The 26,682-nt window shown below is 50.0% G+C and carries 22 protein-coding genes; 9 read left to right on the top strand and 13 right to left on the bottom strand.

Annotated features, from left to right (window positions below; genetic code table 11):
- Positions 1-12: 12 nt before the first annotated feature.
- Entirely contained in the window at positions 13-2,058 is a 2,046-nt protein-coding gene (locus ASF12_RS13025; protein WP_056035087.1) for a M1 family metallopeptidase, read from the bottom strand.
- Between the two features lie 253 nt (positions 2,059-2,311).
- On the opposite strand from ASF12_RS13025, the gene ASF12_RS13015 reads away from it, so the two are divergent.
- The 5 genes from ASF12_RS13015 (at position 2,312) to ASF12_RS12995 (ending at position 6,171) form a co-directional block, all read left to right on the top strand.
- Positions 2,312-2,824 carry a YwhD family protein gene (locus tag ASF12_RS13015; protein WP_056035079.1) on the top strand — a complete coding sequence of 171 codons (513 nt, stop codon included), beginning with the start codon at positions 2,312-2,314 and terminating at the stop codon, positions 2,822-2,824.
- A gap of 261 nt (positions 2,825-3,085) precedes the next feature.
- On the top strand, positions 3,086-3,580 hold the full coding sequence (locus ASF12_RS13010; protein WP_063892555.1) for an RNA polymerase sigma factor: 495 nt from the start codon (positions 3,086-3,088) through the stop codon (positions 3,578-3,580).
- A complete protein-coding gene (locus ASF12_RS13005; RefSeq protein WP_056035076.1) occupies positions 3,577-4,314 on the top strand; it encodes a zf-HC2 domain-containing protein in 738 nt (245 codons plus the stop codon). Before ASF12_RS13010 ends, ASF12_RS13005 begins: the two co-directional genes overlap by 4 nt.
- A 25-nt stretch (positions 4,315-4,339) precedes the next feature.
- A complete protein-coding gene (locus tag ASF12_RS13000) occupies positions 4,340-5,542 on the top strand; it encodes a hypothetical protein (protein WP_056035073.1) in 1,203 nt (400 codons plus the stop codon).
- Entirely contained in the window at positions 5,539-6,171 is a 633-nt protein-coding gene (locus tag ASF12_RS12995; protein WP_056035070.1) for a hypothetical protein, read from the top strand. Before ASF12_RS13000 ends, ASF12_RS12995 begins: the two co-directional genes overlap by 4 nt.
- 75 nt (positions 6,172-6,246) lie before the next feature.
- On the opposite strand, the gene ASF12_RS12990 is transcribed toward ASF12_RS12995, so the two are convergent.
- The 4 genes from ASF12_RS12990 to ASF12_RS12975 all read right to left on the bottom strand — a co-directional run bounded on the left by ASF12_RS12990 (position 6,247) and on the right by ASF12_RS12975 (position 10,200).
- Positions 6,247-7,038: an alpha/beta hydrolase gene (locus ASF12_RS12990; protein ID WP_056035067.1), complete on the bottom strand. Its 792-nt coding sequence runs from the start codon at positions 7,036-7,038 to the stop codon at positions 6,247-6,249.
- Positions 7,039-7,100: 62 nt separating this feature from the next.
- Positions 7,101-7,931 (bottom strand): carbohydrate ABC transporter permease, encoded by an 831-nt coding sequence (locus tag ASF12_RS12985; protein WP_056035064.1) that lies wholly within the window; start codon positions 7,929-7,931, stop codon positions 7,101-7,103.
- Positions 7,932-7,952: 21 nt separating this feature from the next.
- Complete coding sequence (locus ASF12_RS12980) at positions 7,953-8,840, bottom strand: carbohydrate ABC transporter permease (RefSeq protein WP_056035061.1); 888 nt, start codon at positions 8,838-8,840, stop codon at positions 7,953-7,955.
- Positions 8,841-8,937: 97 nt separating this feature from the next.
- Complete coding sequence (locus ASF12_RS12975) at positions 8,938-10,200, bottom strand: sugar ABC transporter substrate-binding protein (RefSeq protein ID WP_056035058.1); 1,263 nt, start codon at positions 10,198-10,200, stop codon at positions 8,938-8,940.
- A gap of 673 nt (positions 10,201-10,873) precedes the next feature.
- Between ASF12_RS12975 and ASF12_RS12965 the strand changes: the two genes are divergently transcribed.
- Positions 10,874-14,236 carry a GH36-type glycosyl hydrolase domain-containing protein gene (locus ASF12_RS12965; protein ID WP_056035230.1) on the top strand — a complete coding sequence of 1,121 codons (3,363 nt, stop codon included), beginning with the start codon at positions 10,874-10,876 and terminating at the stop codon, positions 14,234-14,236.
- A gap of 335 nt (positions 14,237-14,571) precedes the next feature.
- Entirely contained in the window at positions 14,572-15,558 is a 987-nt protein-coding gene (locus ASF12_RS12960) for a LacI family DNA-binding transcriptional regulator (protein ID WP_056035053.1), read from the top strand.
- A 51-nt stretch (positions 15,559-15,609) separates the two neighbouring features.
- Here the strand turns inward: ASF12_RS12960 and ASF12_RS12955 are convergent, their stop codons facing one another.
- The 7 genes from ASF12_RS12955 to ASF12_RS12925 form a co-directional block, all read right to left on the bottom strand.
- Positions 15,610-16,338, bottom strand: a complete 729-nt coding sequence (locus tag ASF12_RS12955) for a peptidylprolyl isomerase (protein WP_056035227.1) — start codon at positions 16,336-16,338, stop codon at positions 15,610-15,612.
- A 179-nt stretch (positions 16,339-16,517) separates the two neighbouring features.
- Positions 16,518-16,841 (bottom strand): cytochrome o ubiquinol oxidase subunit IV, encoded by a 324-nt coding sequence (cyoD, locus tag ASF12_RS12950; RefSeq protein WP_056035051.1) that lies wholly within the window; start codon positions 16,839-16,841, stop codon positions 16,518-16,520.
- A gap of 1 nt (position 16,842) precedes the next feature.
- Positions 16,843-17,475 (bottom strand): cytochrome o ubiquinol oxidase subunit III, encoded by a 633-nt coding sequence (cyoC, locus tag ASF12_RS12945; RefSeq protein ID WP_056035047.1) that lies wholly within the window; start codon positions 17,473-17,475, stop codon positions 16,843-16,845.
- Entirely contained in the window at positions 17,475-19,448 is a 1,974-nt protein-coding gene (locus ASF12_RS12940; protein WP_056035045.1) for a cbb3-type cytochrome c oxidase subunit I, read from the bottom strand. Before ASF12_RS12940 ends, cyoC begins: the two co-directional genes overlap by 1 nt.
- Positions 19,449-19,472: 24 nt before the next feature.
- Positions 19,473-20,435 (bottom strand): ubiquinol oxidase subunit II, encoded by a 963-nt coding sequence (cyoA, locus tag ASF12_RS12935; RefSeq protein WP_081418792.1) that lies wholly within the window; start codon positions 20,433-20,435, stop codon positions 19,473-19,475.
- A 392-nt stretch (positions 20,436-20,827) separates the two neighbouring features.
- Positions 20,828-21,103 (bottom strand): hypothetical protein, encoded by a 276-nt coding sequence (locus ASF12_RS12930; RefSeq protein ID WP_056035225.1) that lies wholly within the window; start codon positions 21,101-21,103, stop codon positions 20,828-20,830.
- Positions 21,104-21,242: 139 nt separating this feature from the next.
- Complete coding sequence (locus tag ASF12_RS12925) at positions 21,243-23,297, bottom strand: transglycosylase domain-containing protein (protein WP_056035222.1); 2,055 nt, start codon at positions 23,295-23,297, stop codon at positions 21,243-21,245.
- Between the two features lie 370 nt (positions 23,298-23,667).
- Here ASF12_RS12925 and speE point away from each other — a divergent pair, with 370 nt between their 5' ends.
- A complete protein-coding gene (gene speE, locus ASF12_RS12920; RefSeq protein WP_046229590.1) occupies positions 23,668-24,495 on the top strand; it encodes a polyamine aminopropyltransferase in 828 nt (275 codons plus the stop codon).
- A gap of 31 nt (positions 24,496-24,526) precedes the next feature.
- Positions 24,527-25,396, top strand: coding sequence for an agmatinase (speB, locus tag ASF12_RS12915; protein WP_046229589.1), 870 nt, complete (start codon positions 24,527-24,529; stop codon positions 25,394-25,396).
- A gap of 124 nt (positions 25,397-25,520) precedes the next feature.
- On the opposite strand, the gene ssuD is transcribed toward speB, so the two are convergent.
- Positions 25,521-26,672, bottom strand: coding sequence for an FMNH2-dependent alkanesulfonate monooxygenase (ssuD, locus tag ASF12_RS12910; RefSeq protein WP_056035042.1), 1,152 nt, complete (start codon positions 26,670-26,672; stop codon positions 25,521-25,523).
- Between the last annotated feature and the right edge of the window lie 10 nt (positions 26,673-26,682).

The following is a 26,682-nucleotide window of genomic DNA, read 5'->3' as shown; positions in this document are numbered from 1 at the left end:
TCAACCTCCTCTCTACCAGCCTACGGATCCGAGCAAGCCTTCGATGAGCTTCGTCAGGCCGAGGCTCCATCGAATGCGCGACTGCTCGGGCACTTCTGCGCGCATAAAATTGTTAATATGCTTGTTGTCCAGCACATTGCTGTTTTTCGGGTCAACCGCCACCCAGGCAAGCGGAGCAGCATGCACAACCTTGTACTGGATATGCGACTCGACGGCATCCCATGTTTTCGAAATCTTTTCGCCGTCGGTAAAGGAGAATACGAGCGGGATTGGCCCATTTTGCCCGCCATTGCGCTTGATCAGCACAGTAGACTCGTACTCCGTTTGGCCATCCTGCTCCACTTCATTCACTCGAATAGCCTCTACTGAAAAATCCGCCATCAGGCTGCCGTATACATACTGGTGGAAGTAGTCCTGCCATTTTTCCTTCGTAATCTGCTCAACGACACGCTGGAAATCAGACGTGGTGGGATGCTTGAATTTGTATTTTTGAAAATATGTGCGCATAATTTTTGACATCGTCTTTGCTCCGACCTGCTTCTCAATGCCGACCAGCACAAGCTTGGCGCGCATGTATACATTTTCCGCGTACTCATCGCTGTTGTGATAAGCCCATGAAGGCTGCTTCAGCGGGGCAGGGGCCGTAATATAGCTGGCTTCCATAGCCAAGTTAGGCTCAACGCCATAGGCGTTCTCCATCACCTTATCCTCCGCATAAGAAGTAAAGCCTTCGTCGAGCCACGCTTCTTCGAACTCGTTCGATGCAACCATCCCGTACCAATACTGATGGCCAATTTCATGTACAACGGTGCGCTCGAGGCTGTAGCCAGGGTTATCGGATTCAGCAGCTAAAGCGGTTACGAGCGTTGGATACTCCATGCCGCCTGCACCATTCGCACCCTTCGGAGGGACGATAATGGACAGCGTCGAATACGGATAATCGCCGTACCACTCCGCGTATTTGGACAGTGCTGATTTTGCTGCATGCATATAGCGGTCTTTCAGCCCTTCGTGGGCAGGGTCCAAATAAAGCTTAATGCGAACACCCGGAATACCCGTTCCTGACAATGTGTCCTCCGCATATATGAAGTCCGGCGAGGCTGACCAAGCAAAGTCATGCACGTCTTCGGCATAGAACTGATAGGTGCTTGTGCCATTTTGCGTCACAGCTTCCCTGGTCTGAATGCCGGTAGCAGCGACCGCAAAGTTTTCTGGCACTGTAATCTGGGCGCTGTACAAGCCAAAATCGCTGTAAAACTCCGAATCGCCATGATACTGGTGGACGTTCCAGCCTTCATTCGTTCGGCCGCGTGTGCCAGCCAGTTCATAAACAGCAAGCTTCGGAAACCACTGGCCCGCCATAACAAAGCTCCCGGAATAGCCCATGCGAGCGAACACCTCGGGCAGCTTGACCTCATAGGTCATGGAGAGTGTTACTGATTTGCCCGGTGCGACTGGAACCGGAAGATTGAGCTTCGTCAGCGTAAAGTCGTCCGTATTTCCGTCATCGGGCTGAACATAATGCAGACGGGGAAGCAAGCTCTCGCCCTCCAGCGTTTGCAAGGTAAGCAGCTTCATATAACCTTGGCTGTCGACCGTGGCCTTATCACCCCGCAGCTGACCGCCAGACTCGCGCATGAACGTCGACTTTTCGGACTGAAAGGCATTGGGGTACAGATGAAAATACAGCTCGGACACCGTTTTTTTGCCTGGGTTCGTCCAAGTTACGGTCTGGGAGCCATCTAAATATCGGATATCCTCCCGAAGCGCCACTTGCATGTTGTATTGGACGACTCTTTTGCTAAGCGTCTGTACCGTTTCGATCTGGGCAGGGTCGGGCTGTGCTGGCGGTGCCGGGGCAGGCGGCTTGGCCGTTTGCGGAGCAGCTTGCTCTACTGCTGCTGTCGTGAGATCGGCAATGCCAATCGGGTCTGTGGCGCCAGAGGCGTACGTATACTGGGATAACCAAGCGTTGCCGAAGCCATGATGCAGCGACAGTCCGAGCAGGACGGCCGAGAGCATAATGAGCGCGATTCGTTTGAAAGGTCCTGGAGTCATTGAACGTTTCCCTCCCGTTGACAAGCATCTACAGCATGTATATGTCGGCTTGTACCGGAATAGTCTTGTGGATTTTTGCAGCGGCGCTGATGAAGGCGTGTAAAGCGGCAGCCGCTTGCGGATTCGGCAGGAAATTGTGCCGTGTGCGCTTGTGTTATTGGGGAAAAACGTTCAAAATGGAAAGGAGAGATTGGCTGCAAGCTGCTGCGGCAGTACAATAGATGAAATGTGACGAGAGGACGTGTACGAACGGATGGAACAGCAAGGACAACCGGAGAAAAAAGAAAAGAAATCACTCGCGCTTAACGTCGTGAGCAACAAACAGCATAAAGGTTTTGGTGCAGGCACCATCGACCTAAGCCAAGTATCCTGCGTTATTATTGATGCGGGCGTCGCTTATATCGACGACGGCGCGATGCATGCCAAAAGCAAAGTAGAGCGCGGCATCAAGTTTTCTCCTAATAAAGAGGACACGCCTAATGGCCGCCAATGCTGGATTGTATGGGTTGCGGTAGAACGTGGAGAGAACGGCACGAACTACGCTGGCGCAACCGCTTGCGAAATGTGGATTGACACGGAAGCACGCCGCGGCTGGAAAATTCTCGCTGACCATGTCAACAAGCTTGATCATGCGATTAAGCGCCGCTACAACTTGGGCGAGCTGGGTGCGGAAGAAAAGGCTGCGTTCCGCAAGCTGTTAATCGAGCATAATGAAGAATGGTGGACCAACTCCTCCGATGAGCTGAAGCAGGCTTTGGAGGCATAGAATGACAGAAAGAATGACAGAAGAATGACCAAGGCAGCTTCTAACTGGGAAGCTTATAAGTGACGGGTTCCGCCCCAATGCAGCAGCGATTGCTGCGCTGGAGCGGAGCCTTTTTACTTTTTTATAAAAAATATTGCTGCAGGTGCAGGGGATAGCCAAGGTTATGGCGTCTAATATAAAGGGAAGGGGGAGAGAGAGATTCAAGATGAAGCATGGTTAATAGCGCTCCGCGACGGCGGGCCTGCGGAATTCCAGTCATTCGTGCAGGAATATGGCGCTCATATTTATAAAACGGTTTATGCTGTGCTTCATTCGCCGCATGATGCGGAGGATGTTACCCAGGAAGTGCTGCTGCAAATTCACCGCTCTCTCCCCGAGTGCAGGCTGGAAGGCTTTAAAACCTGGGTGACCCGCATTGCTGTAAACCGTGCGATTGATTGGAAGAGGAGCAAGGCACGCAAGCCGGAAGAACTGAGCGAATATGTGGACAATCTGGGACCCGGCACCGATGGGCAAGGAACTGCGATGCCTGCGGAGCGCGCTGCGATCGAGCGCGAGGAAAAACGCTACATAAGAGAACAGGTCGAGCAGCTCCCGGACAATTATCGTGAAGTCGTAAACGCCTATTATATAGAACAGAAATCATACGAGGAAATTTCGTCCTCAACCGGACTGGAGCGCAAAAGTGTAGAATCGCGCCTATACCGGGCAAGAAACTGGATTAAGCGGCACTGGAGAAGGGAGGACTTTGAATGAGTCATCATGAGGAACACAAGCATAGCGAGAGTTCAAGGACGAAACAGCAGGGCAAGCAGGTAGAGCAGCCCATAGAACAACCGATAGAACAGCCGATCATGCCAGTGACGGATGAAGCATCCTCAGCATGCAATCCTGTGAATCATTTGAATCATGTGGAGGCTTCCCTTCTGGAGCAATACGTGGCGAATGTGCTTTCCGAGCCTGAACGCGAGCAGATCGAGCGGCAGCTTGCAGAATGCGACGAATGCTTAGAGCAATTTATGCTGGTGTTGGAGGCGGATATGGCGGGGAGTCCCCCTACGTCTGAGCCTCATATAGCAGGAGCCGTTCCAGGAGCCAGTCCGTTAAATCAGGCGATTGAGCTTCCGGATTTTGAGCAGATGGGCCACAAGCTCAGCAAGCAGCTGTTCGGAGCGTCGGAATCCGAAAAACAGGATCTGCTGTCCGTGCCGGGTCCGTTCCTTCAAGAGAAATCATACCGCCGCAGATCCTGGCTCCAGCATCCGGCAACCCACTATACCGCTGCGGCGGTCATTACCCTGCTGCTGCTCGGTACAGGCGTACTGAACAACATTTCGCAGGAGCTTGAAAAAATAGACCATAGCAGGCTGCAGCATAAAGAGGAGCAGCTCATCCGAGACAAGGAGCAGCGCGAGTCCTCCTGGTCGCAGCAAATGATGAACCGCACTTCCCTCTGGCTGGACGGCATCGCCTCCAAACGGTTTAAATAACGAATGATGAAGGAGAGATCAAGGAATGAATAGGGAGAAAAAGCCCCTTGTTGCGCTGCTGCTGTCCATGCTTCCCGGTTTCGGCCATGCATATATGGGGCGTCCGATAAGGTTTGTGCTATATGCGGCAGGAGGATTTGGACCTCTTGCGCTTCTGATTCTAATAGCAATCGCGGATCATATTAATGACGATACGGCCTTTGTTCTATGCTTGCTGTCGTTTCTCTTCTGGGGCATCAATATGCTTGATATGATTGTAACGCTCATTGGCAGGCGGCAGCCGCATCCGAATGAGGCCGCCTATGGTGTGGGCGCACCTCCAAGTCCAGATCAGATGTACAGCAACCTGCCGCCGGGAGCGATGCGCGCACAAGCAGACATCTTAACCTACAGCGAGCAGAAAGAGCGTACGAACACGCTGCTGCTCTCCATCGTTCCCGGTTTGGGCCATATGGCGCTTGGGCTGATGCAGCGGGGCATTGCCTTTCTCGTTGCATCCATCGGCTTATTCGCAGTTGTTATTTTTATATCGATGGTAACGGGAACAGGAGAGTTTCTTATTTTCCTGCTAGGCGTGCCCGTCATCTGGATTTATAGTATTTTTGATGCTTCACAGCAGCTGCATCGCAAGAAACGGGGCGAGCCCTTGGAGGATCGGCCGTTTTTCGAAGAGATGGAGGAGTACATGAACAAGGGGCGCAAAAATAAAGCGCTCGCTGCAACGCTGTCGCTCTTTCCCGGTGCAGGGCATCTATATCTCGGGCTTCAAACACGCGGCCTGCAAATTATGGCAGGCTTTCTCGCCTCCGTCTATTTAATGGATGCGATGCGGCTGTCGATGTTTCTATTCCTGATGCCGCTATTCTGGTTTTTCGCTTTCTTCGATGTCATGCGGCAGCTGTCGACTGAACCGCAGGAAGGCTTAAAGGATCAAGCGATTATTACGCAGTTTGCTCCTTATCAGCGCTGGATCGGCATCGGTCTGCTGCTGATCGGGCTGTATTTTATGGGTGATCGTGTTCTGGCTGAATACGCTGCGAATTATTTTCCAAGATGGTATGCCCAGTATCAAAATATAAAATATAATTTGCCAACCGCCCTTATCGCCTTTGTCATGATCGCCGCTGGGCTGCGCATGGCATTTGGCAGAGGATTCCAACGAAATAAGGGGCTTCCCCCTAAAGATTGGACACCAACGGAATCGCTGCGGAAGGGGAAAAGCGAATGAAGCAGTGGCGTGTAGGCACGCTTTCGATGGGCGTTGCCTTATTATTGATGGGAATCGCTGTGGCGGTTTCCATCTGGAGCGGCACGGGGGCATACGATATGCTGCTGTGGGTGGCACCGCTTGTTTTTATTTTGCTCGGAGCAGAAATTTTATTGTACATTTGGTTTGCGGGCAGCGAACGGACGACGCTTCGTTACGATTGGATCAGCCTATTTATAGTAGGGATGATCGGAAGCTTCAGCCTTGCGATGGCGGGCCTGATTTCAACTGGGATTTTGGATGAATTCCGCGGGGCGATGCGCCAAATGGAACGGACGGCACTTATTGAGACGGCGCCTATTTCCGTGCCAGAGAAGGTCGATAAAATCGTCGTGCAAGCGCTCCGTCCGGTAAGTGTAGATCAAGTAGACGGTGGAAAGGTGCAATTGCTCGGGCAGGTGCAGTACTGGGCTGCAGAGCCGATCGACACTTCAGAGCAGCTCGTTAGCACAAGCGTAGTGGGATCGGTCATGTATGTGATGGTCGGCGAATTTGATCGGCATAACGGACCGATTCAGTCGAATATGTATAACGCTCAAATGACGCTGGTATTGCCGAAGTCTATCAAAATCGAGCAGCGCGGTTTTTAAGAACTCATTGATTATATAAAAAAGAACGATAAAACGCTTGCTCCAGATAACAACCGGAGCAAGCGTTTTATCGTTCTAGCGGGAAAGCGGCAGCCAATCGAGGACGCGCTGGATATTGCGATCCCAGTAGCCCCACTCATGCATGCCCGGCTCCTCGTCATAGGCGAGAGTCAGCCCATACTCCTCCATCGCTGCCTTGAAGCGAAGATTATCTTCATATAGAAAATCTTCTGTCCCGCAGCATTGGTAAAACTTCGGCTGCTGTTCAGGGGCGAGTTCAGCTGCAGAGGCTAAAAGGTTAAACAAATTGCTTGGCCCAGCCTCCAGCTTCTCTATGCTGCCGTACAACCGTCCAAACTCGCCTTCATCCGTATAAGAGAAGTCGGGATGCTGGAGCCGGCTGACAACATCAAGCGCGCCAGAAAGGCTCGCTGCAGCTGCAAAGCGCTCAGGATGATGCAGTCCCAGCTTGAACGCGCCATAGCCGCCCATCGAGAGGCCGGCGACAAAATTGTCTTCTCTGCGAGCTGACAGCGGGAAGAAGGAGCGGGCCACACGCGGCAGCTCCTCGCTGACAAAGCTCCAGTAGCGGCCGCCCTGCTCCATGTCTGCATAAAAGCTGCGATGCACGCCAGGCATGACGACAGCGATCCCTTTGCTGGAAGCATAACGTTCAATTGACGTATAACGCGTCCAGGCGGTATGGTCGTCGGACAGCCCGTGCAGCAAATACAGCACCGGATATTTGTAATCCGTTCCTTCCTTGCGGGAAGAAAGTTCAGCTAATGACGGCTGCGGCAAAATAACCGACATGCCGGTCGAGAAGCCCAGCTTTTCTGAGTAAAAATCACATTGAAACAAGGCCATTGCAATGGAACCTCCTTGTTAGCACTCTTGATAGCCTATTCACATCGTGAAAGCTGCTGCGTTTATTTAATGCCGGAAATCGAATAATTCTCAATAATTTGCTTCTGGAAGAAAATAAATACGATAACGACTGGCAGTACCATAAATGTGGAGCCTGCCATTTGCAAAGCATAGTTGCTGCCATGCTCTCCCTTAAGCAAAGCCAGCCCGACGGATAGCGTGTAAAGCTTCTCGTCATTGGCGATAATGAGCGGCCATAGGAAGCTGTTCCAGCCGCCGATAAACGTCAGAATGCCTTGAATCGCAAGAATGGCTTTGGAGATCGGAAGCACGATTTGAAAGAAGGTGCGCACTTCGCTTGCCCCATCCAACCGGGTCGCCTCCAGCAGCTCGTCGGGAATCGTGGACATAAACTGGCGAAACAGGAAGATGCCAAATGCGCCGACAAAGCCCGGAAGCACGATGCCGACCATCGTATTCGTCAGATGCATTTCATTGAGCAGCAGGTAAACAGGAATCATCGTCACCTGGCCGGGAATCATCATCGTAGCGAGTACGAGATAGAACAGCTTATCTTTGCCTTTGAACTTGAACTTGGCGAATGCATAACCAGCCATTGCGTTCAGGAACAAGCCGATAAAGGAGAAAAAGACAATCAGCAACGTATTGCTCAAATACGTGCCAAAATGCATATTGACGAACAGATTGCTAAAGTTTTCGAACGTAATATTTTTCGGCCACAGTGTTGGAGGCAGCTGCTTTACCTCGCTTTCCGTTTTGAATGCCGACATAATCATCCATACGAACGGAAGCATCATTACTATCCCCCCGCCAGTCAGCAAAATGCCGAGCAGCCATTGAAGGGCTGTGCCGCTTTTTGTTTTCGGTGCCATAATTATTCCCCTCTCCTTTCCTTAAACATCTGTTTCCTTGTTCTGGAACTTAAATTGAATGAGCGTAATGACGATTATGGAAATAAATAGTATAAAGGATCCTGCCGCAGCATATCCGAATTTGCTGTATTGGAAGCCGTTGTTGTAAATGAACAAGGCTACGGACATCGTGCCGTTAAGCGGCCCGCCTTTGGTCATAATGAGCGGCTCTTCGAAAAATTGAATCCAGCCAATCATTGTGGTGATGGAAACGAAGAAAATAGCATAACGCAACAGCGGAAGCGTAATCGTCCGCATTTGCTGCCAGTTGCTAGCTCCGTCAATTTGTGCAGCTTCATAATAAGAGCGTGGAATGCCCTTGATAGCCGCGATAAAAATAAGCATATTCAGACCGATCGCCCGCCATAAGGCAAGAATGATCAGCGAGATTTTAGCGATAATCGGATGCTGGAGCCACTGGACATCTGGAAGATGCACAAGGTTCAGCAAATAGTTGAACAAGCCAAGCGATGGGTTGTACAAATAAGTCCATACGACCGCAACGGCAACGACGTTGGTTACGGACGGCAAATAGTAAATAACGCGGAACGTTGTAAATACTTTTGATTTGCCGAAGTTAATCAGCAGCGCAATCGCTAGCGATAGGGCGATAACGGACGGAACGCCAATAATGACATAATAAAGCGTGTTGGTAATCGCTTGGAGAAATAAGGGATCAGTCAATACGTCCAAGTAGTTTTGCATGCCCACAAATGAAATGTTGGATACATCGGCAAGGCCGGCGAGATCCATATCTGTGAAGCTGATGACCAGCGCAATAACAATGGGCAGCAGGGAGAACATAGCAAGCAAAATCAAAGTTGGCGCAATAAAGAAATAAGGGGTTTTATTATTCAATATGCCTTTCATCGGCTAAGTCACATCCTTTAAATTTACGCTTGAGCGCAAATGGACAATAATAGGGATAACCGGCAACCCTACCCAAAAGCAGCTGCCGGCTAAAAGATTATTTAATTAATTTTTCGGCTTCAACGTTCAAAGCGTCCATTTCCGTCTGCACGTCAGCGTTAGCGCGATAAATTTGCTCAAAGTGTGATACATATTTTTGCGAAATTTGGTCATAAGCGGTGAGAGCTGGCGTTGCTTCAGCATGCTTGAGCTGCTCCCCGATAACTTGAAGGTTAGGATCAGCAGTCATGGAAGCATCCTGCCATACGCTTTGTACAGCTGGAAGCGCGTCGGACAGCTCTTTCCATTTCAACTGAACTTCTGGTTTGCTCATGTAGGCAATAAACTTAACTGCCGCTTCTTGGTTTTTGCTGTATTTGAATACAGTCAGATCAGAACCGCCAAGAATCGAGTTGTTGTTCGCAGAACCGGATGGAAGAACGGCTGTTGCCCATTTGCCCTCGATATCAGGCGCTTGCTCTTTAATTGGCTTGATCATCCAAGGTCCGCTGATGAACATCGGGATAACACCGTCGCCAGCAAAGCCTTGAACGGCATCAATGCCAAGATCTACAGGAGAAAGCTTCTCTTGATAGAAGCTGCCTACATATTTTACAGCGTCAACGAATTCCGGTTGATTGAACAAAGGTTTATTTTGCTCATCAAAAATCTTGGAACCGTTCTGGCGGGCAAACATAATACCCAGCGTCGGCTCGCCTGGAACGAGGTCAATGCCGTATTTGCCTTCGCCGCGTGCAGTCAGCTTCGTTGCTGCATCCTTCAGCTCATCCCAAGTAGCAGGCGCTTTGTCATAGCCTACTTCTTTCAGCAGGTCAGTACGGTAGAACAGGACGCGAGTTTCAGCATACCAAGGAATACCGAACGTTTTGCCGTCAAATTGCGTTGTATTTACGATACCGTCGAAAAAGTTCTCCGGTTTAAATTCAGGATATTGGTCGATGTAAGGCGTCAAATCAAGCAAAGCGCCCGCATTTGCAAATTCCGGCATCCAGGAAGTACCCATTTGCAGCACGTCAGGACCGGATTTGGAAGCAACAGCTGTCAGCAGCTTGTCATGCGCCGAGCCCCAAGGAATAACTTGCACATCTACTTTAATGTTCGGATTGTCTGTTTCGAATTGCTCGGAAATCGTTTTGAGCGTCTGCTCTTGGTCGCCCATGCCCCAAACTTTAATGGTGACAGGCTGATCGCCAGTAGCGGCTTCGCCAGTTGTATTTGTATTATTGGATGAGCACGCTGTCAAAATACCTGAAAGCAGCATGGTGCTGATAAGTGCAGTTTTAACGGATTTATTAAACATTCCAATCTTCCTCTCTTTAAGAAGCAGTAATTTAAGGTGCAGTAGCTTAAGTAAATGATGACTCTATTGTTGTCGGTTTATGCAATGGTGTTGTCATTAAAGCAGCTGGCTTCCTTCTGAACATATCCCTTAAGCGACATGCCCCCCCTCTCATATTCCTGAAAAGCTCCCCTTAATATATAAGCCTTATGAAACATAGAAACGTTTCGATTTTAGATTATACGCGATTGCATCAGAAGATGCTAGTGACTATAGAAACGTTTCGATGTCATTATAAAACAGAATGTAATCGTATTCAACACATTTTTTTTGGCTATTGAAATTTACTTCTGGGGCGTTAAAATGATAATAGAAACGTTTCACTTATATAAAATTCGGGTAATGGGAGCAATTGACGGGAAGTTGAAAACGTTCTATAATCCTTTTAGTTGTAAAATAGAAACGTTTCGATTGATTTCGGCAAATGCCGTCAATCTGCATCAACTTCGCTGGTATCAGCTGTTTATTATGCGTTTATTGATGAAAGCCTATGTATACAAATAAGCAAGCGTAAACGACTGAAGCCGTCCTCTGGCGGCAATGCTACCGTTTCGCGGTGAAATATAAGCTGATTATAAGGGTGAAACTTATAAATTCTTATATTTTAAAAAAGTCAGGAAAGTGAGTGATGAACATGACAGCAGCAAGCACAAGCAGCTTTCGAGTAGAGGCCGGGCCATTAGCATTCACCTTTCTCAGCAGCGGCGATCTTTATCAAATTACCCACAACAACACGATGATTAATCAGCTTCTATCCAATGCGGTAGACGGTTCACTCAATAATATATATTTGCGTTTGCATCGTGAATCGGGCATTGCAGCCTTTCCACTGCTTGGTGTGCGATCGAATAGCCGTGTCTCCTATAGTGCAAATCAAGTCGTATGGGCAGGAGAAGCGGAGGGCGTTCGTTACCAAGTTCGTTTCCTACTGTCGGAAGCAGGCGTATGGTTCTGGGATGTAAATGTAGTTGGCAATGGCGAGACGGTGGATGTGATCTACGGTCAAGATATCGGGCTGGCTGACCAAGCTGCTGTTCGCAGCAATGAAGCTTATCAATCGCAATACATTGACCACTCCGTATTTGAGGACGGGCAGCGCGGTTATGTCGTCTGTTCCCGCCAAAATATGCCGCAAAGCGGCAGCTTCCCTTATTTGCAGCAAGGGGCATGGACAGGGGCGGCTGGCTATTCGACAGACGGCTTCCAGTTCTATGGCTTGAGCTATAAGGAAACGGATATTGCTGAAGCATTGACCAAGCCATCATTGGCTAATGAAGTTTACCAATATGAATTTGCATATACAGCTTTGCAAACACCGCTTGTTAAGGTGGACGGCGAGCAGAATGTTGTTTTTTACGGCTTGTTTAAAGCCAATCATCCTGAGGCTGTAACGTCGCTAGCCTTTACGGCGGAAGTGCAGCAAGCGTGGGAGCAAGTTTGTGCTGCGCCTGCTTTACAATCGCAAGATGCGAATCCGGTACGCAAAGCGGAGGCTATTGGTTCCCCTTTACAAACGGTATCGATGACGGCGGAAGAGATTAACGGCTTGTTCCCTGAACGCTCGCAGGAGGAGTATGTGGGAGAGTCTCTGCTTTCTTTTTTCACTGCGACCCATGAGCATGTTGTATTAAAGGAAAAAGAGCTGCTCGTTGAGCGTCCGCATGGCCATATTCTAATGACGGGCGGCAATGACCGCTTGCACACGCATGTGCTGACGACGACCTCGTATATGTACGGCCTGTTCAACTCGCAGCTGGTTGTAGGCAACACGACCTTCCACAAATGGGTGACGAATGCCCGCAACGCGCTAAATGTGCCAAAAACGTCGGGACAGCGCATTTATGTAGAGCTGGATGGCGTATATCGTCTGCTTACGATGCCTTCAATGTTTGAAATGGGCTTTAACTTTGCAAAATGGTATTACAAAACGTCCGATGATCTCATCATCATTACGAACTATACAACCGTAGACACGCCGGAAGTTCGGATGCATGTTCGCTCGACAAGCGGAAGAAAGTACCGTTATCTGGTCACGAACCAAGTGTTGATGAATGATAATGAATATATTTTGCCGTATCAAATGAACAAAAATCAGGATTGGCTTGAATTTACGGCCGATTCGGCGGCGCTGAGCGCAAGTGTATATCCGAAGCTTCGCTACCGTCTGCGTGTGGATGGAGCGGAGATGACTGTTGCGGATGAGCAAAAGCTCGTAACGGGAATGGAGTCTGGCGGCGCATCGCTAGTCGTTCTGGAGCTAGGCGCAAGCAGCGAATGGACGGCTACGGTGCAGGGCTTGCTGCAAGGCGAAGAGCTTCCAGCGGCAACCGTTAGCGTAGAGGATGCAGAAGTGCAGGCACAGGCTTACCGTGCTTTTTACAAGCGGGTGATGAATGGATTTGAGCTGACGCAAAAAGGCGGCAATACCGCTGAAGTAGACAAGTTCAATACGCTGGCATGGTGGTACACACACAATATGCTCGTCCATTATTCGGTACCGCACGGGCTAGAGCAATATGGCGGCGCTGCATGGGGAACACGAGATGTTTGCCAAGGGCCGACCGAATATTTTATGGCGATGCAAAATTACGGCGCAGTTCGCGAAATATTGCTGACGGTATTTTCCCATCAGTATGAGGAAGACGGCAATTGGCCGCAATGGTTTATGTTCGACAACTACGTGAATATACAGCAGGAAGAAAGCCACGGCGATATTATCGTATGGCCGCTCAAGGTACTGAGCGACTATTTGACTGCGACGCAGGATTATTCCGTGCTGGAGGAGCAGATCCCTTATACGACGAAAGAAGGTTTTGCTTTCACATCGCATACGGCATCGCTGCTTGAACATGCGCAGAAGGAAATCGCCTATATTAAGGGACATTTCCTGCATGACACCCATTTGTCCTCCTACGGCGATGGCGATTGGGATGACACGCTGCAGCCTGCCAACGCCCAGCTTAAGCAGTATATGGTGAGCAGCTGGACAGTAGCGCTGACGTACCAGGTGTTTACGCACCTGTCTGCGGCCATGCAGACGCACAATAAAGAGTGGGCGGCAGAGCTCGGAGCATTGAGTGCGGGCATTGAAGCAGATTTCAATCGTTATATGCTGCAAACCGATGTTATTCCTGGCTTCTTGTACATGGAGCAGCCAGATAAAGCGGAACTGATGCTGCATCCATCGGATGCGGTAACAGGCATACAATACCGCCTGCTTCCGATGACCCGCAGCATGATTGCTGAGCTGCTTACAGCTGAGCAGGCCGAGTCGCATTATGCGCTTATCAAGCGCGAGCTTTACTGCCCGGATGGCGTCCGGCTGATGAACCGTCCGGCGAAATATACCGGTGGTGTAAGCACGCATTTCAAGCGCGCTGAGCAGGCGGCGAACTTTGGACGCGAGGTAGGGCTGCAATATGTACATGCCCATATCCGGTATGTAGAAGCAATGGCTAAGCTCGGCAAGGTAGATGAAGCATGGAATGGACTTACAATCATCAACCCGATTGGTTTGAAGGATGCTGTGCCTAATGCGGAGCTTCGCCAAAGCAATTCTTATTTCAGCAGCTCGGATGGCAAATTTAATACGCGTTATGAGGCGCAGGATCGTTTTGCACAGCTGCGTGATGGCTCTGCTCCGGTTAAAGGCGGATGGAGAATTTATTCCAGCGGACCGGGGATTTATATGAACCAGCTTATAGCAAACGTGCTTGGTATCCGCCAAGTGGAAAATAAGCTGATCGTTGATCCGGTGCTGCCACAGTCGTTGGATGGCCTGCAATTCGATTTCGAATATCAGGGCGCTCCGATTACCTTCGTTTACCATTTGAATGGCGATAGCGATGCGACTGTGAAAAGTGTGAAAATAAATGGTAATGAAATGGCAGCTGTACTCGGCTCCAATCGTTATCGTGCGGGCGGTTTGGAAATTTCTCCGCAGCTGCTGAAGCAGCATCAAACAGGTGAAACGACGATTATCGACATTTTCATGTAAGGACTAAGTGTACGGCGATTCGTTTCGGATCGCCGTATGCACATAAGTCGAGGCAACTTTAATCTGTTATGATATAGTTAATTAATCAGGAATATTTTAAAATATAAGTGTTTATAAGTTTAAATGCCTTTAATAGGCTTTTATATAATCTCGGTTTATATTTTTACGCGAAACGAGCAAAAATTACCGAAGGTATCGTATGCCGTTTACGCTTGAAATCTAAGGGTAATAAGGAGAACTCTTATTATCAGGCTTATATTTCTACGCGAAACGAGCCTTTTCCATTTGAATGGAAAAGCCGTTTACGCTCGAAGCAACAGATTGGAGAGAGTGCAGTGGTCAGTATTAAAGATATCGCTAAGAAAGCTGGTGTCTCGATATCGACGGTTTCCTACGCGCTGAACGGCAGCCCGAAGGTGACGTCGGAGACATGCGCCAAAATTTTAGCTATAGCCAAAGAGTTGAACTACGTGCCGAACGCGGCTGCCCGTACGCTTAAGACGCGCGAGACTAAAATTATTGGCGTATATTTGACCGACTTCAGTGGGGCCTTTTATGGGGATTTGCTGCAAGGGGTGAATGAAATGCTGCACCGCAAAGGCTATGATACGATTGTATGCAGCGGCAAGCGTTCGCATCGCATGCTTCCAGAGCGGATGATTGACGGTGCAATTGTGCTCGATGCCACGTTCGATAGCACAGAGCTGCTGCGGTACGCGGAGCTGGGGCATAAAGTAGTTGTGCTCGACCGCGAGCTGAACCACCCGAATATTAATCAGGTACTGCTTGATAACAAGGCAGGAGCTACACTTGCGATGGAGCATTTGCTGGATCGGGGCTTTCGCAAAATCTATGCGATTATGGGGCCGGAAGAGTCTTATGACGCAGGTCAGCGGCTGCAAGCGGTCAAGCAGGCGGTGGAGCGCTGCGATGACTTGACGTTTGAAGCCATTGAAGGCAGCTTCCGCAAGGAATCCGGCGAGGAAGCAGCTAAAAAAATATTAGCTGAATACACGGGGCCTGCTGCTGTTTTTTGCATGAACGATGAAATGGCGATTGGCGTGCACAACTATGTATCCCAGACAGACTATGTCGTAGGCGAGCATATTCATATTATCGGTTTTGACAATGTGGAGCTGGCCTCGTATATGCAGCCAAAGCTGGCCACGATTGATTATTCCAAACATAAATGGGGAGCGCTTGCATCGGAGCAGCTGCTGAAAATCATAGCCGGAGAGCCGGTCGAGAACGAGCGGATTTATGTGACGCTGGTTGAAGGCGACTCTGTTGGCACAAATAAAGAGGCTAGCGCCCAGCGCTAGCCTCTTTCCTTGTTGCAAGGCAGATACAATATACAATGCACCTATCAAAAACTATTTCGTTTTTTCCGGCTCCTCGAACGTCATGCCTTTCAAGTCAACGGTCACTTTCGTCATCGAAAGCGGCTCGTTCGGACGATCCTGGCTGTTGGTCGGCTGGTTGACGATTTGATCAACCGCATCCATGCCTTCAATAACGGCGCCGAAGGAAGCATATTCGTTATCAAGCGTTGGCGCATCCGCTACCATAATGAAAAATTGGGAGCCGGCGGAGTTCGGTTCACCCGTTCTCGCCATGGAGATCACGCCGCGCGTGTGCTTCAAATCATTTTGAAAGCCGTTTGACGTGAATTCCCCTGGAATCGAATAGCCAGGGCCGCCGGCGCCTGTTCCATCCGGATCGCCGCCTTGAATCATAAAACCTTGAATGACACGGTGAAAAATCAACCCGTCATAATAGCCTTTTTGGACGAGCGATATAAAATTGTCAACTGTATTCGGTGCAATTTCCGGATACAGCTCAACTTTAATGTAGGTGTCATTGCTCATCTGAATCGTTACGACCGGATGCTTGTCCGAGTCAAGCAGATTGGCTGATGGGCTGGATGAAGGCTCAGCCGATGCAGCAGGTGCCGAAGACTCGCTGGACACGTTAGCTGCCGATCCAGCGGCTCCTGAGCTGGAATTGCTGCCTGTACCGCTTCCTGCGCCGCAAGCGGATATAACAAGCATCATGGCTGCCAGAAGCAGAAGCAGCGAAAAAGCTTTTTTGGTGCTTTTCATTTTCAACATGTAAAGGGTTCCTCCTAAAATGATTGTAGAGACACAGCGTAGCAGCTGTCTAATCAGGCTAAAAGCTATTCCAAGTGTACTATAGCCCTATTGGAAAATAAAGCGAAACAACAAGAACCCCCGCCGGCACTCAGGGAGCGCCATCGGGGGTTCTTGTTGTTATGCGTAAGCTAACCTACAACGTTGTAGGACATAATCCAGATAGAGCCTGCAACGATGGTGAGCAAGATGACGAGCCCGAATATAAGTGCCATCGTGTTGTAACGCGGCTTTTCCTCGTCTCTTAAATGCATGAAGAAGAACAATTGAACGACGAATTGCAAGGCTGCCATAATCAGAATGACGATTATCGTAAGCTTCTTGCTCAGCATATCGTTCATGACGATGACAATCGGGATAATCGTCAAAATAATCGACAATACAAACCCGATGACATAGGACCTCATGGAACCATGTGATTCATGAGACGGGGAATGCGAGTTGTGGTTATCCATGCTACATCACCCCCATCAGATAGACGACCGTAAGGACGAAAATCCAAACGACGTCCAAAAAGTGCCAGTACAAGCTAATAATATTAACCTTGCGCTGTGTTACTGGCGTAATGCCGCGACGGTACAATTGAATCATCAGCGCGGTCATCCATACGATACCGACCGAAACGTGAAGACCGTGCGTACCGACAAGTGTGAAGAAAGCAGACCAGTAAGCGCTAGTGCCAATTGTTACGCCTTCGTGTACCAGCTCAATAAACTCGCTGACCTCCAAATAGATGAAGGCAAGACCGAGAACTGCGGTAACGGCGAGCCAGCCAATAAGGCCTTTCTTATTGCCTCTGTGCATTTGAAGCACTGCGATACCGCTTGTAAAGCTGCTTGTAAGCAAGATGAACGTTTCGGCGATAACGCCAGGCATCTTGAACATTTCGTCGGCCGTAGGGCCGCCATCCGTGCTGAGTCGAAGTACGACAAATGTTGCAAATAACGTACCGAACAAAATAACGTCGGTAATTAGAAACATCCAGAAGCCGAATGTTTTGAGTGATTCATGTTCATGCTCATGGTGCTCGTCATGATGACCGTGGCCGCCATGGCCGTGCTTATCATGACCGGTTACTGCTTGTGCCATTATTTTGTCCCTCCTAATGCGGCTTCCGTCCGCTCGATCTCATCTACAGGAATGTAGTAGTCGGTATCGTAGCTGAAGGAACGCGCCAGCATGCAAATGGCAACGCCGATTGCGCCAGGTATAATCATCCATTTCCAATCCCAGACGAACCCGAAGCCCATAACGAAGAAGGAAACGGAAATCAAAAATGGAATGGCAGAGTTTTTCGGCATATGAATCGGTTCAAGTGGAGCAAGCGGCTTAGGCTTTCCGCCATTTGCCAAACGCTGCTTCTCTTCCCACCAAGCATCCTCGCTGTCTACAACCGGAACTCTTGCAAAGTTATAAAGCGGTGCAGGAGATGGAATCGACCATTCCAGCGTACGGCCATCCCATGAATCGCCGGTTGGCTCTTTTTTGTAAAACTTGATGCTGTGCGCGATTTGCCATACTTGGAACAGGAACGCCAGACCCATAATAAACGCGCCGACAGTAGAGACGATGTTAAGCGGCTGCCAGCCCATATCAAAGTTGTATTCGTTGAAACGACGGGTCATCCCCATCAAGCCAAGCGCGTACTGCGGCATGAAACAAACGTAGAAACCGATGTTCCACAGCCAGAATGCCCATTTTCCAAGGCCTTCATGCAGCTTGAAGCCGAACATCTTAGGCCACCAGTAGTAAAGTCCGGCGAAGTAACCGAATACGACGCCCCCGATCAGCACTTGGTGGAAGTGGGCAATCAGGAAGTAACTGTTGTGGAACTGGAAGTCAGCAGGCGCGACAGAGAGCATAACCCCGGTCATACCGCCGACGATAAAGCAAGGAATAAAGGCGATCGTCCAAAGCATCGGCGTTGGGAACGTCAGCTTGCCTCGGTACATCGTAAACAGCCAGTTAAATACTTTAACCCCTGTAGGAATGGCAATCAGCATCGTCGTTACGGCGAAGAAAGCATTGACGTTCGCGCCGGAACCCATGGTGAAGAAGTGATGCGCCCATGTAAAGAACGAGAAGAAGCTAATCGACATCAGGGCGAATACCATGGATTTGTAACCGAACAGCTTTTTCTTCGAGAAAGCCGATACGACTTCGGAGAAAATACCGAACGCCGGCAAAATAACGATATATACTTCGGGATGTCCCCACATCCAGATGAGGTTGATATACATCATCGGGTTGCCGCCGCCATCGAGCGTAAAGAAGTGAGCGCCGAAGTAGCGGTCAATAAACAGCAGGAACAAAGTAACGGTCAAGATTGGGAAAGCAAACATAATTGTAATACACGAGGAAAGTACGGACCAGACAAACATCGGCATTTTCATCAGCTTCATGCCTGGTGCGCGCATTTTCAAAATCGTTACGACAAAGTTAATACCGGTGGCTAAGGAGCCAATACCGGAAATCTGAATGCCCCAAATATAGAAATCCTGTCCTAGACCCGGGCTTCCTGACAGCTCGGAAAGCGGTGGATAGGCCAGCCAGCCTGCATCCGGCGAACCGCCAATAACGAAGGAAACGTTAAACAGCATGGCGCCAAAGAAAAACATCCAAAAGCTGAGCGAGTTCAGGAACGGGTAGGCGACGTCGCGCGCGCCGATTTGCAGCGGCACAACGATATTGAATAAGCCGAACATAAGTGGCATCGCCATAAATAAAATCATAATAACGCCGTGCGTTGTAAAGATCGCATTATAGTGATCGGCGTGGAGGAACTCTACCTGCGGCACAGCGAGCTGCACCCGCATCAGCAGGGCATCGACGCCACCACGGAAAAGCATGAGAATCGACGCGATAATATACATAATGCCGATCCGTTTATGATCGACGGTGGTCAGCCATTCCGTCCATAGCCAGCGCCATTTTTTGAAATACGATAGGGCGAAAACGACGGCAACCATGGACAAGCCGATGGATACCTGTGCTCCAAGTATGAGCGGGTCGCCAGTGATGAAAAAATCATTGAGCAAGAAATCGATTAGATTCTGAAACATGCGGCGTCTCCTTTCGTCTTGTGTTTAGTGTGAATGCTCGTTCGTTGAAGATTCTTGGTCATGATTCATATCCATGCCGTCCATATCTTTCATGTCCATATCACTCATATCCATGTCGTGATCCTTGTTGGTGTCTTTTTCTGTAGCTGTGGAGCCGCCATGATGATGGGCAGAGCCGCCTTCGCCAATGTATTGCATCACGACTTTCTGGAACAGTCCTTCAGGGAAGGAGGAGAACGATTGCACCGTCTCAACGCTTGGCTCAGTAAGCTTCTCAAAGCCTTCTTGTGTCAGCGCTGGGGCGGTTGTCTTCACCTCTTGAACCCACGCTTTATAATCATCCTCGGAAGTTGCCTTCACATTAAAGGTCATTTGGGCAAAATGCTCCCCAGTGAAGTTGGCGCCCGAGCCATAATAATTGCCAATCTCATCTGCTTGCAGATAAAGCGTCATAGCCATGCCGGACATCGTATAAATTTGGCCGCCCAGCTGCGGAATCCAGAACGAATTCATCGCCGTATCCGAAGTCAGTCTGAACTGAATCGGAGTGCCCTCTGGAATTTGAAGGTAGTTGACTGTAGATATGCCCTCTTCCGGGTACGTGAACAGCCATTTCCAATCCAGCGAGGTCACTTCAATCGTTATCGGTGCTTTCGCGGAAGCAATCGGCTTGGATGGCTCCAGCTCATACGAATACTTGACCGTTACGATTGCCAGAATAGCGATAACTACAATTGGAATACTCCACCAAATAATCTCCAGCTTCGTGCTGTGATTCCAGTTCGGCTGGTAGGGAGCGTTGTTGCCTTTTTTGTCACGGTAGCGCCATACGATGTAGCCGGTCAAGATCAGAACGGGCACGACAATAACCAAACAGAGGATCGTTGAAAAATAAATCAAATCCTTCTGGCTCTCGCCAATTGGCCCTTTTGGATCGAGCACCAGATACTGCTCGCCGCAGCCAGAGAGAAGAACGGCCATCAGCATGATGAGCAGGGGTGTCAATACACGAATATAACGTCTCAAATGGTTCAACTCCTTGGATATACTCTTAGCCTTAACATTAGCAGAAGTTACGGAGAATAACTGCTGACTTAACAATTACGTCAACAATTCGTCTTTTTTTTGTAATAGAAAGTTCACCAGTTCGACAATTGTCTTTGTCGGGCTCTCTAAAAAGCTCCGGCTTTATCTAAGGTGAAACGGCTATCTCCGTCCTTTGGCGGTTTGCGCGGGCTAAGGCTTGTCCTGCTGCATGAATCCTATCGTCATAATTATGGCTGCATTAAATAGGTTGAAAAAAATAAAAAGCCTCACTGTCAAATCGACGGTGAGGCTTTAAATTGTACGTTCTCAATGGCTGTGCTGCTTCAGCACGGTTACTTCTGTTCTTCTTCAGCCTGCTGGGCCCGTCTTGCATGCACAAGGCCAATGGCAGTGCCAATGGTGTAGATAAATACGCTGCCTACCATAAATCCGAGCCCGACCATAAGCCATACGTTCTTATCGCTGAAGTGGCTGAGATTTATTAAGCAAAGGACTACGCCTACTGAGAGAACGGTCCAAGCGATGATGGTCATTGCGGTTACTAAACGTTTCACACTAGCTGCAGTTGCAGATTTAACGTCGCTGATTGTTGCTGTTTTCGTTGTCATTATAAACACCCCGTTTACTTGTAAGTGCTTTCTTGCACTCATTATAACACACTTTATGCGAAATGTTCAAAGAAAATTCACGATTTGATCAAATTTCCGACAAAATTAGGGGAAGTGCCTTTACTTTTAGGTTTTTGTATTAGTCGTGCTGCCACCAGCGCTTCAAATCATTCCACCAGGATTTTCGCTCCTCGGCAGCTTTGCTCTCTCCTGTTCCCTGAACGGAGGTGTCCCCGGGCTCTCCCGATGCTTCGCCGCATACTTCGACAGGTTCTGTGCCTTTGACGAAATATTCGAGCTGCTTCGCCGAGCAGGTGGCTTCTGCCAGCTTGCCGCTGGCGGGATCGACGTAGACGCTGACGACATCCTCCGGTATCGGAAAAATTTTCGGCGGAACCGCCGACAGCGCCTGTTCGGTATAGGCGGCGAAAATCGGCGCTGCGCGGTGCGCCTCGGCAACGGTCAGCTTGCGGCCTTTGTCAAAGCCCGTCCAGACTGCTGTAGCCAGCTCTGGCGTATAGCCAACGAGCCAAGCATCATTAGCGGTCGTGCCTGTTTTGCCAGCGACAGGCCGTTTAATCATGGCCGCTACCCGATTTCCTGTACCTCCGGTATCGAAGACACTCTCCATCAGGCTGGTCAATACGAACGCATTTGCGGGATCGACAACCTGCTCGGCTTGTTGCTTCGCTTCATATAAGATGTGTCCGCTGCGATCCTCTATTCTTGTAATAGCGATCGGTTCTACCCGTTTGCCGCCGTTAGCCAGCACAGCGAAAGCCGAAGCCATCTGGTAGGGGCTGACCGGGAAGGTGCCTAGCGCGAGCGATGGCAGCGGGCTCATCGGGCTGGTTATGCCCAGCTTGCGCGCCGTCTCAATGACTTTGTCCGCGCCGACCGCCATAATCGTATCTACAGCGTAAATGTTATCGGAGCTGGCAATCGCCTGCCGCATCGTAATAAAGTCATTGGTGTACTTGTCATTGTAATTGCTCGGCTTATACACTTTGCGTCCCTCATCATAGATGAAGGAGGTCGGCTCGCTTTTGAAGCGTGAAATGGGCGTCAACAGCCCGTTTTGGAGCGCGGTTAAATAAACAATCGGCTTGAAAGAAGAGCCGGGCTGGCGTGTATCCGCAAATACGCGGTTAAATTGATTGTTCTTGTAATCCCTCCCGCCAACCATGGCTTTAATGTAGCCATTGCGCGGATCAAGCGAGATGAGCGCTGCTTGCTGACCGTCACTGTCCGCCAGCTCCTTGTCGACGGCGGCTTCGGCAGCATTTTGCGCCACAGGATCAAGGGTTGTATAAATCGTAATGCCGCCTTCGTTCAGCAGCTGCTCGTTGATGCCGAGCTTGTCTACGGCTAAATATTTCACATAATCGCGAAAATACGGTGCGAATCCGGTCTGGTTGCCGGCTCCGAGCGGCTGGAATTGCAGCACCTCTTTATAAGCCTTACCCGCTTCCATCTTCGAAATCACACCATCCTCGGCCATAATGGACAAAATGGTAAGCTGCCTGTCCTTGGCGTTTTTCATATCCATGTATGGGGAATAGTATTTGGGACCCTTCGGAATGCCGGCCAGCATGGCGCTTTCGGCGAGCGTCAATTCCGATGCTTTCTTATTAAAATACAACGACGCTGCCGCCTCAATGCCATACGCGCCATGCCCGTAATAGATTTGGTTCAAATAGAGGCCCAAAATTTCGTCCTTGGAATAATGCATCTCCAGCTGAATCGTATAGATCGCTTCTTTGAATTTGCGCTGCCACGTTTTCTCATGCGTTAAATACAAATTGCGGGCGAGCTGCTGCGTCAGCGTGCTGGCGCCTTGCTTGGCTGATAACGAAACGGTATTCGCCACGATGGCGCGTCCCAGCCCTTTGATGTCGAAGCCAGGGTGGTCGTAGAAGCGCCTGTCTTCAATTGCAATGGTCGCCTTCACCAGATTGGGGGATATTTGATCGAGCGGGACGGAACGGCGATTTTCGCCCGTATGGAATGTATCGATAACCTGGCCATGCAGGTCGAGCATTTGGGAAGTTTGGCTTATGGATGCCGCAGGCAGCGACTGCATGCTTAAATACAGCAGTGCACCGACAAAGCAGGCGGTCAGCAGCAGAAACAGCGCGGCGAGCCGCCCCGCCCATTTTTTAAATCGATAAAAGGCTGTAGGCTGCTGGACCATTCCGGGTACCTGATGCTGGGGCGTCTGATGCCGGGATGCTTGCTGTGCGGATGCTGGGGCCGCTTGTGTGCGCCGGTTTCGGTTCAAGCTTGGACGCTGGTGGAGTCTAGGGAAAAACCGTTCAGAAAACGCAGAAAGCTTGCGTCTTAAGGACGGCTTGGCGGGCTTGATTTTGTGCTTGTTCATGGAGCGTGCTCCCTTCGGATGAACGATCATTCCTCATTAGTATGGAAAAAGCAGGGAGGCTATATTCATCCTATGTTAGCGGAGTGTTAATTTTTTGGGCGGATATGGTTTAAAAGGTTGCTTTTTGACCTCGTTCTACTATAATACAGATTGAACCATTGACGGAAAGAAGGGATATCACGCTATGGAATTGTGGTACACGGAGAAACAAACTGACAGCTTCGGCATTACGGCGAAGATTAAAGAAACTTATGTTACGGAACAAACAGACTTTCAAAAGCTCGATATGATTGAGACGGAAGAATTCGGAACGATGCTCGTATTGGATGGCATGGTTATGACGACAGTGAAGGATGAGTTCGTTTACCACGAGATGGTTGCTCACCCGATCCTGTTCACGCACCCGAACCCTGAGCATGTGCTCGTCGTGGGCGGCGGCGACGGCGGCGTTATTCGCGAAATCATGAAACACCCTAAGGTGAAAAAAGCAGTCCTCGTTGACATCGACGGCAAAGTTATCGAATATTCGAAAAAATATTTGCCGACTATTGCTGGCGAGCTGGACAACCCGCGCGTAGAAGTAATCGTGAATGATGGCTTCATGCATATCCACGATCACAAAAACACGTATGATGTCATTATGGTTGACTCCACAGAGCCAGTTGGCCCTGCAGCCAACCTGTTCACACGCGGCTTCTATCAAGGCATTTACGAAGCGCTGAAGGAAGATGGCATTTTCGTTGCTCAGACGGACAACCCTTGGTTTAAAGCGGACCTGATCCAAAGCGTCAACAAGGATGTGAAAGAAGTGTTCCCAATCGTGCGTGTATACGGTGCGAACATTCCTACGTATCCAAGCGGCCTGTGGACATTTACGCTGGGCAGCAAAAAATACGATCCGCTTGAGGTTGACGAAGCGTCGATCGCCGAGATCGATACGAAATATTACACTCCGCGCCTTCACAAAGCGGCATTCGTGCTGCCTAAATTTGTGGAAGACCTGATTAAATAAGCAAACGTACAGAAAGCGAGGACAAGCCCTCATGAAACTCGATCAAAAATATTCCGGCAACGTCTTCATCCTGAGCTCTGAGGATTATGCGGCTTCCAAAGCAGTCATCTACGGCATGCCGATGGATTTCACCGTCAGCTTCCGTCCAGGCTCGCGCTTCGGCCCTCCGCGCATTCGCGAAGTATCGATTGGCCTGGAAGAATACAGCCCGTATCTTGACCGCAGCCTCGAAGAGATTGAATACTTCGATGCAGGCGACCTGCTGCTGCCATTCGGCAACGCGGCACGCAGCCTTGAAATCATCGGCGAATTTGTGCGCGGCGTACTGAACGATGGCAAAATGCCAGTCGGAATGGGCGGCGAGCATCTCGTATCTTGGCCGATTTTCCAAGAGGTGTATGCGAAATATCCGGATCTTGCGATCATTCATTTTGATGCGCATGCGGATCTGCGTGAAAGCTACGAAGGCGAGCCTTTGTCGCACTCCACGCCGCTGCGCAAAGCAGCAGGACTGCTTGGCGGCAAAAACATTTACCAATTCGGTATTCGTTCGGGCTCGCGCGAGGAGTTCCAATATGCTCGCGAGAACATTAATTTCCACCCGTTCGAGGTGCTGGAGCCTTTGAAAAAAGTGCTTCCGGAGCTGGCAGGACGTCCGGTTTACTTGACGATCGACATCGATGTGCTTGATCCTTCGGCAGCGCCGGGCACGGGCACAGCAGAAGCAGGCGGCATCACATCGAAAGAGCTGATCGAAGCGGTTCACGCTATCGCGGCTTCCGGTGTGAACGTTGTGGGCTGCGACCTTGTCGAGGTAGCGCCAGCTTACGACCCGACGGAGCAAACGCAAATCGTTGCGGCGAAGGTCATTCGCGAAATGCTGCTTGGTTTTATTAAGTAGAACTTGAATATAAGCAGCACTTGAAATCAGAAAGAAGCTTGCTCTGGCATAGATTGCCGGGGCAAGCTTCTTTTTCATTCAGACTCAGGATTTCTACTTCTGAAACGAAGGCTATTTCGTCATTTCATCGCTTCGCCGACAGCTTCTCCCCGCCCGGTATTTCATTGTTGGCGATCATTTCGCCGAACGGGCTGATGAAGGAAGGGTTGCTTTCGGTATCCCTAAGGTTTAAGGGCAGCTTCGGAAAGAGCAGCTCGGCTGTTCGGTAAGCTTCCTCCAGATGCGGATAGCCTGACAAAATAAACGTTTCAATGCCCAGCTCCGAGTATTCTTTCATGCGTGCAGCTACGCTGTCCGGGCTTCCGACCAGGGCCGTACCTGCGCCGCCGCGAACAAGTCCGATGCCCGCCCACAGATTAGGGCTGATCTCCAGCTTGGAGCGGTCGCCGGCGTGCAGCTGCGCCATCCTCTTCTGGCCCTCAGAGTCCATTCTGGCGAAAATTTGCTGGGCAGAAGCAATCGTATCTTCATCTAAATGCTGAATCAATTCATTTGCAGCCTTCCATGCTTCTTCATCAGTAGAACGGACAATGACATGCAGGCGAATGCCGAACCGCAGTGTTCGGCCCTGTGCGGCTGCGAGCTTCCGCATCCGGGTGATTTTTTCCTCGACCTGCTGAGGCGGCTCGCCCCATGTTAAATACACATCGACATGCTCAGCCGCGACCTCCATGGCTGCTTCCGAGGAGCCGCCGAAATAGAGCGGAGGGTAGGGCTTTTGAATCGATGGGTACAGCGCCTTGCCTCCTTCGATCCGGATATGCTCGCCTGCAAAATCCACCGATTCCCCTTCGAGCTCCTTGCGCCACACCTCTAGAAACTCGTCTGTCAACGCATACCGATCATCGTGGCTGAGGAAAAGGCCGTCTCCAGCCAGCTCTACGGGATCGCCGCCCGCTACGACATTAATCAACAATCGACCGTTGGAGAAGCGGTCTAGCGTCGCGGACATGCGTGCGGCAAGGGTAGGCGATACGAGCCCGGGCCTGACCGCCACCAGAAATTTCAACCGTTCTGTAACGGGGATGAGGCTGGAGGCGACGACCCAGGCGTCCTCACAGGATTTGCCCGTCGGCAGCAAAACGCCGCTGTAGCCGAGCTCATCCGCTGCTTGGGCAATTTGCTTGCAATAGGAGTAGCTGACGGCCCGCGCTCCCTCGCGTGTTCCTAAATATCGCCCGTCGCCATGTGTGGGAATAAACCAGAATATTTCCATGCCGTAGTGG

It is taken from the genome of Paenibacillus sp. Leaf72 (assembly GCF_001422685.1).
Classification (GTDB): domain Bacteria; phylum Bacillota; class Bacilli; order Paenibacillales; family Paenibacillaceae; genus Pristimantibacillus.
This window is presented reverse-complemented; position numbering and strand designations above follow the sequence as displayed.

Excerpts from the sequence above, each read along its gene's own strand:
- ASF12_RS13025 (WP_056035087.1), bottom strand. The coding sequence starts at position 2,058 with ATGACTCCAGGACCTTTCAAACGAATCGCGCTCATTATGCTCTCGGCC.
- ASF12_RS13015 (WP_056035079.1), top strand. The coding sequence starts at position 2,312 with ATGGAACAGCAAGGACAACCGGAGAAAAAAGAAAAGAAATCACTCGCG.
- ASF12_RS13005 (WP_056035076.1), top strand. The coding sequence starts at position 3,577 with ATGAGTCATCATGAGGAACACAAGCATAGCGAGAGTTCAAGGACGAAA.
- ASF12_RS13000 (WP_056035073.1), top strand. The coding sequence starts at position 4,340 with ATGAATAGGGAGAAAAAGCCCCTTGTTGCGCTGCTGCTGTCCATGCTT.
- ASF12_RS12995 (WP_056035070.1), top strand. The coding sequence starts at position 5,539 with ATGAAGCAGTGGCGTGTAGGCACGCTTTCGATGGGCGTTGCCTTATTA.
- ASF12_RS12990 (WP_056035067.1), bottom strand. The coding sequence starts at position 7,038 with ATGGCCTTGTTTCAATGTGATTTTTACTCAGAAAAGCTGGGCTTCTCG.
- ASF12_RS12985 (WP_056035064.1), bottom strand. The coding sequence starts at position 7,931 with ATGGCACCGAAAACAAAAAGCGGCACAGCCCTTCAATGGCTGCTCGGC.
- ASF12_RS12980 (WP_056035061.1), bottom strand. The coding sequence starts at position 8,840 with ATGAAAGGCATATTGAATAATAAAACCCCTTATTTCTTTATTGCGCCA.
- ASF12_RS12975 (WP_056035058.1), bottom strand. The coding sequence starts at position 10,200 with ATGTTTAATAAATCCGTTAAAACTGCACTTATCAGCACCATGCTGCTT.
- ASF12_RS12965 (WP_056035230.1), top strand. The coding sequence starts at position 10,874 with ATGACAGCAGCAAGCACAAGCAGCTTTCGAGTAGAGGCCGGGCCATTA.
- ASF12_RS12955 (WP_056035227.1), bottom strand. The coding sequence starts at position 16,338 with ATGAAAAGCACCAAAAAAGCTTTTTCGCTGCTTCTGCTTCTGGCAGCC.
- cyoD (WP_056035051.1), bottom strand. The coding sequence starts at position 16,841 with ATGGATAACCACAACTCGCATTCCCCGTCTCATGAATCACATGGTTCC.
- cyoC (WP_056035047.1), bottom strand. The coding sequence starts at position 17,475 with ATGGCACAAGCAGTAACCGGTCATGATAAGCACGGCCATGGCGGCCAC.
- ASF12_RS12940 (WP_056035045.1), bottom strand. The coding sequence starts at position 19,448 with ATGTTTCAGAATCTAATCGATTTCTTGCTCAATGATTTTTTCATCACT.
- cyoA (WP_081418792.1), bottom strand. The coding sequence starts at position 20,435 with ATGCTGATGGCCGTTCTTCTCTCTGGCTGCGGCGAGCAGTATCTGGTG.
- ASF12_RS12930 (WP_056035225.1), bottom strand. The coding sequence starts at position 21,103 with ATGACAACGAAAACAGCAACAATCAGCGACGTTAAATCTGCAACTGCA.
- ASF12_RS12925 (WP_056035222.1), bottom strand. The coding sequence starts at position 23,297 with ATGGTCCAGCAGCCTACAGCCTTTTATCGATTTAAAAAATGGGCGGGG.
- speE (WP_046229590.1), top strand. The coding sequence starts at position 23,668 with ATGGAATTGTGGTACACGGAGAAACAAACTGACAGCTTCGGCATTACG.
- speB (WP_046229589.1), top strand. The coding sequence starts at position 24,527 with ATGAAACTCGATCAAAAATATTCCGGCAACGTCTTCATCCTGAGCTCT.
- ssuD (WP_056035042.1), bottom strand. The coding sequence starts at position 26,672 with ATGGAAATATTCTGGTTTATTCCCACACATGGCGACGGGCGATATTTA.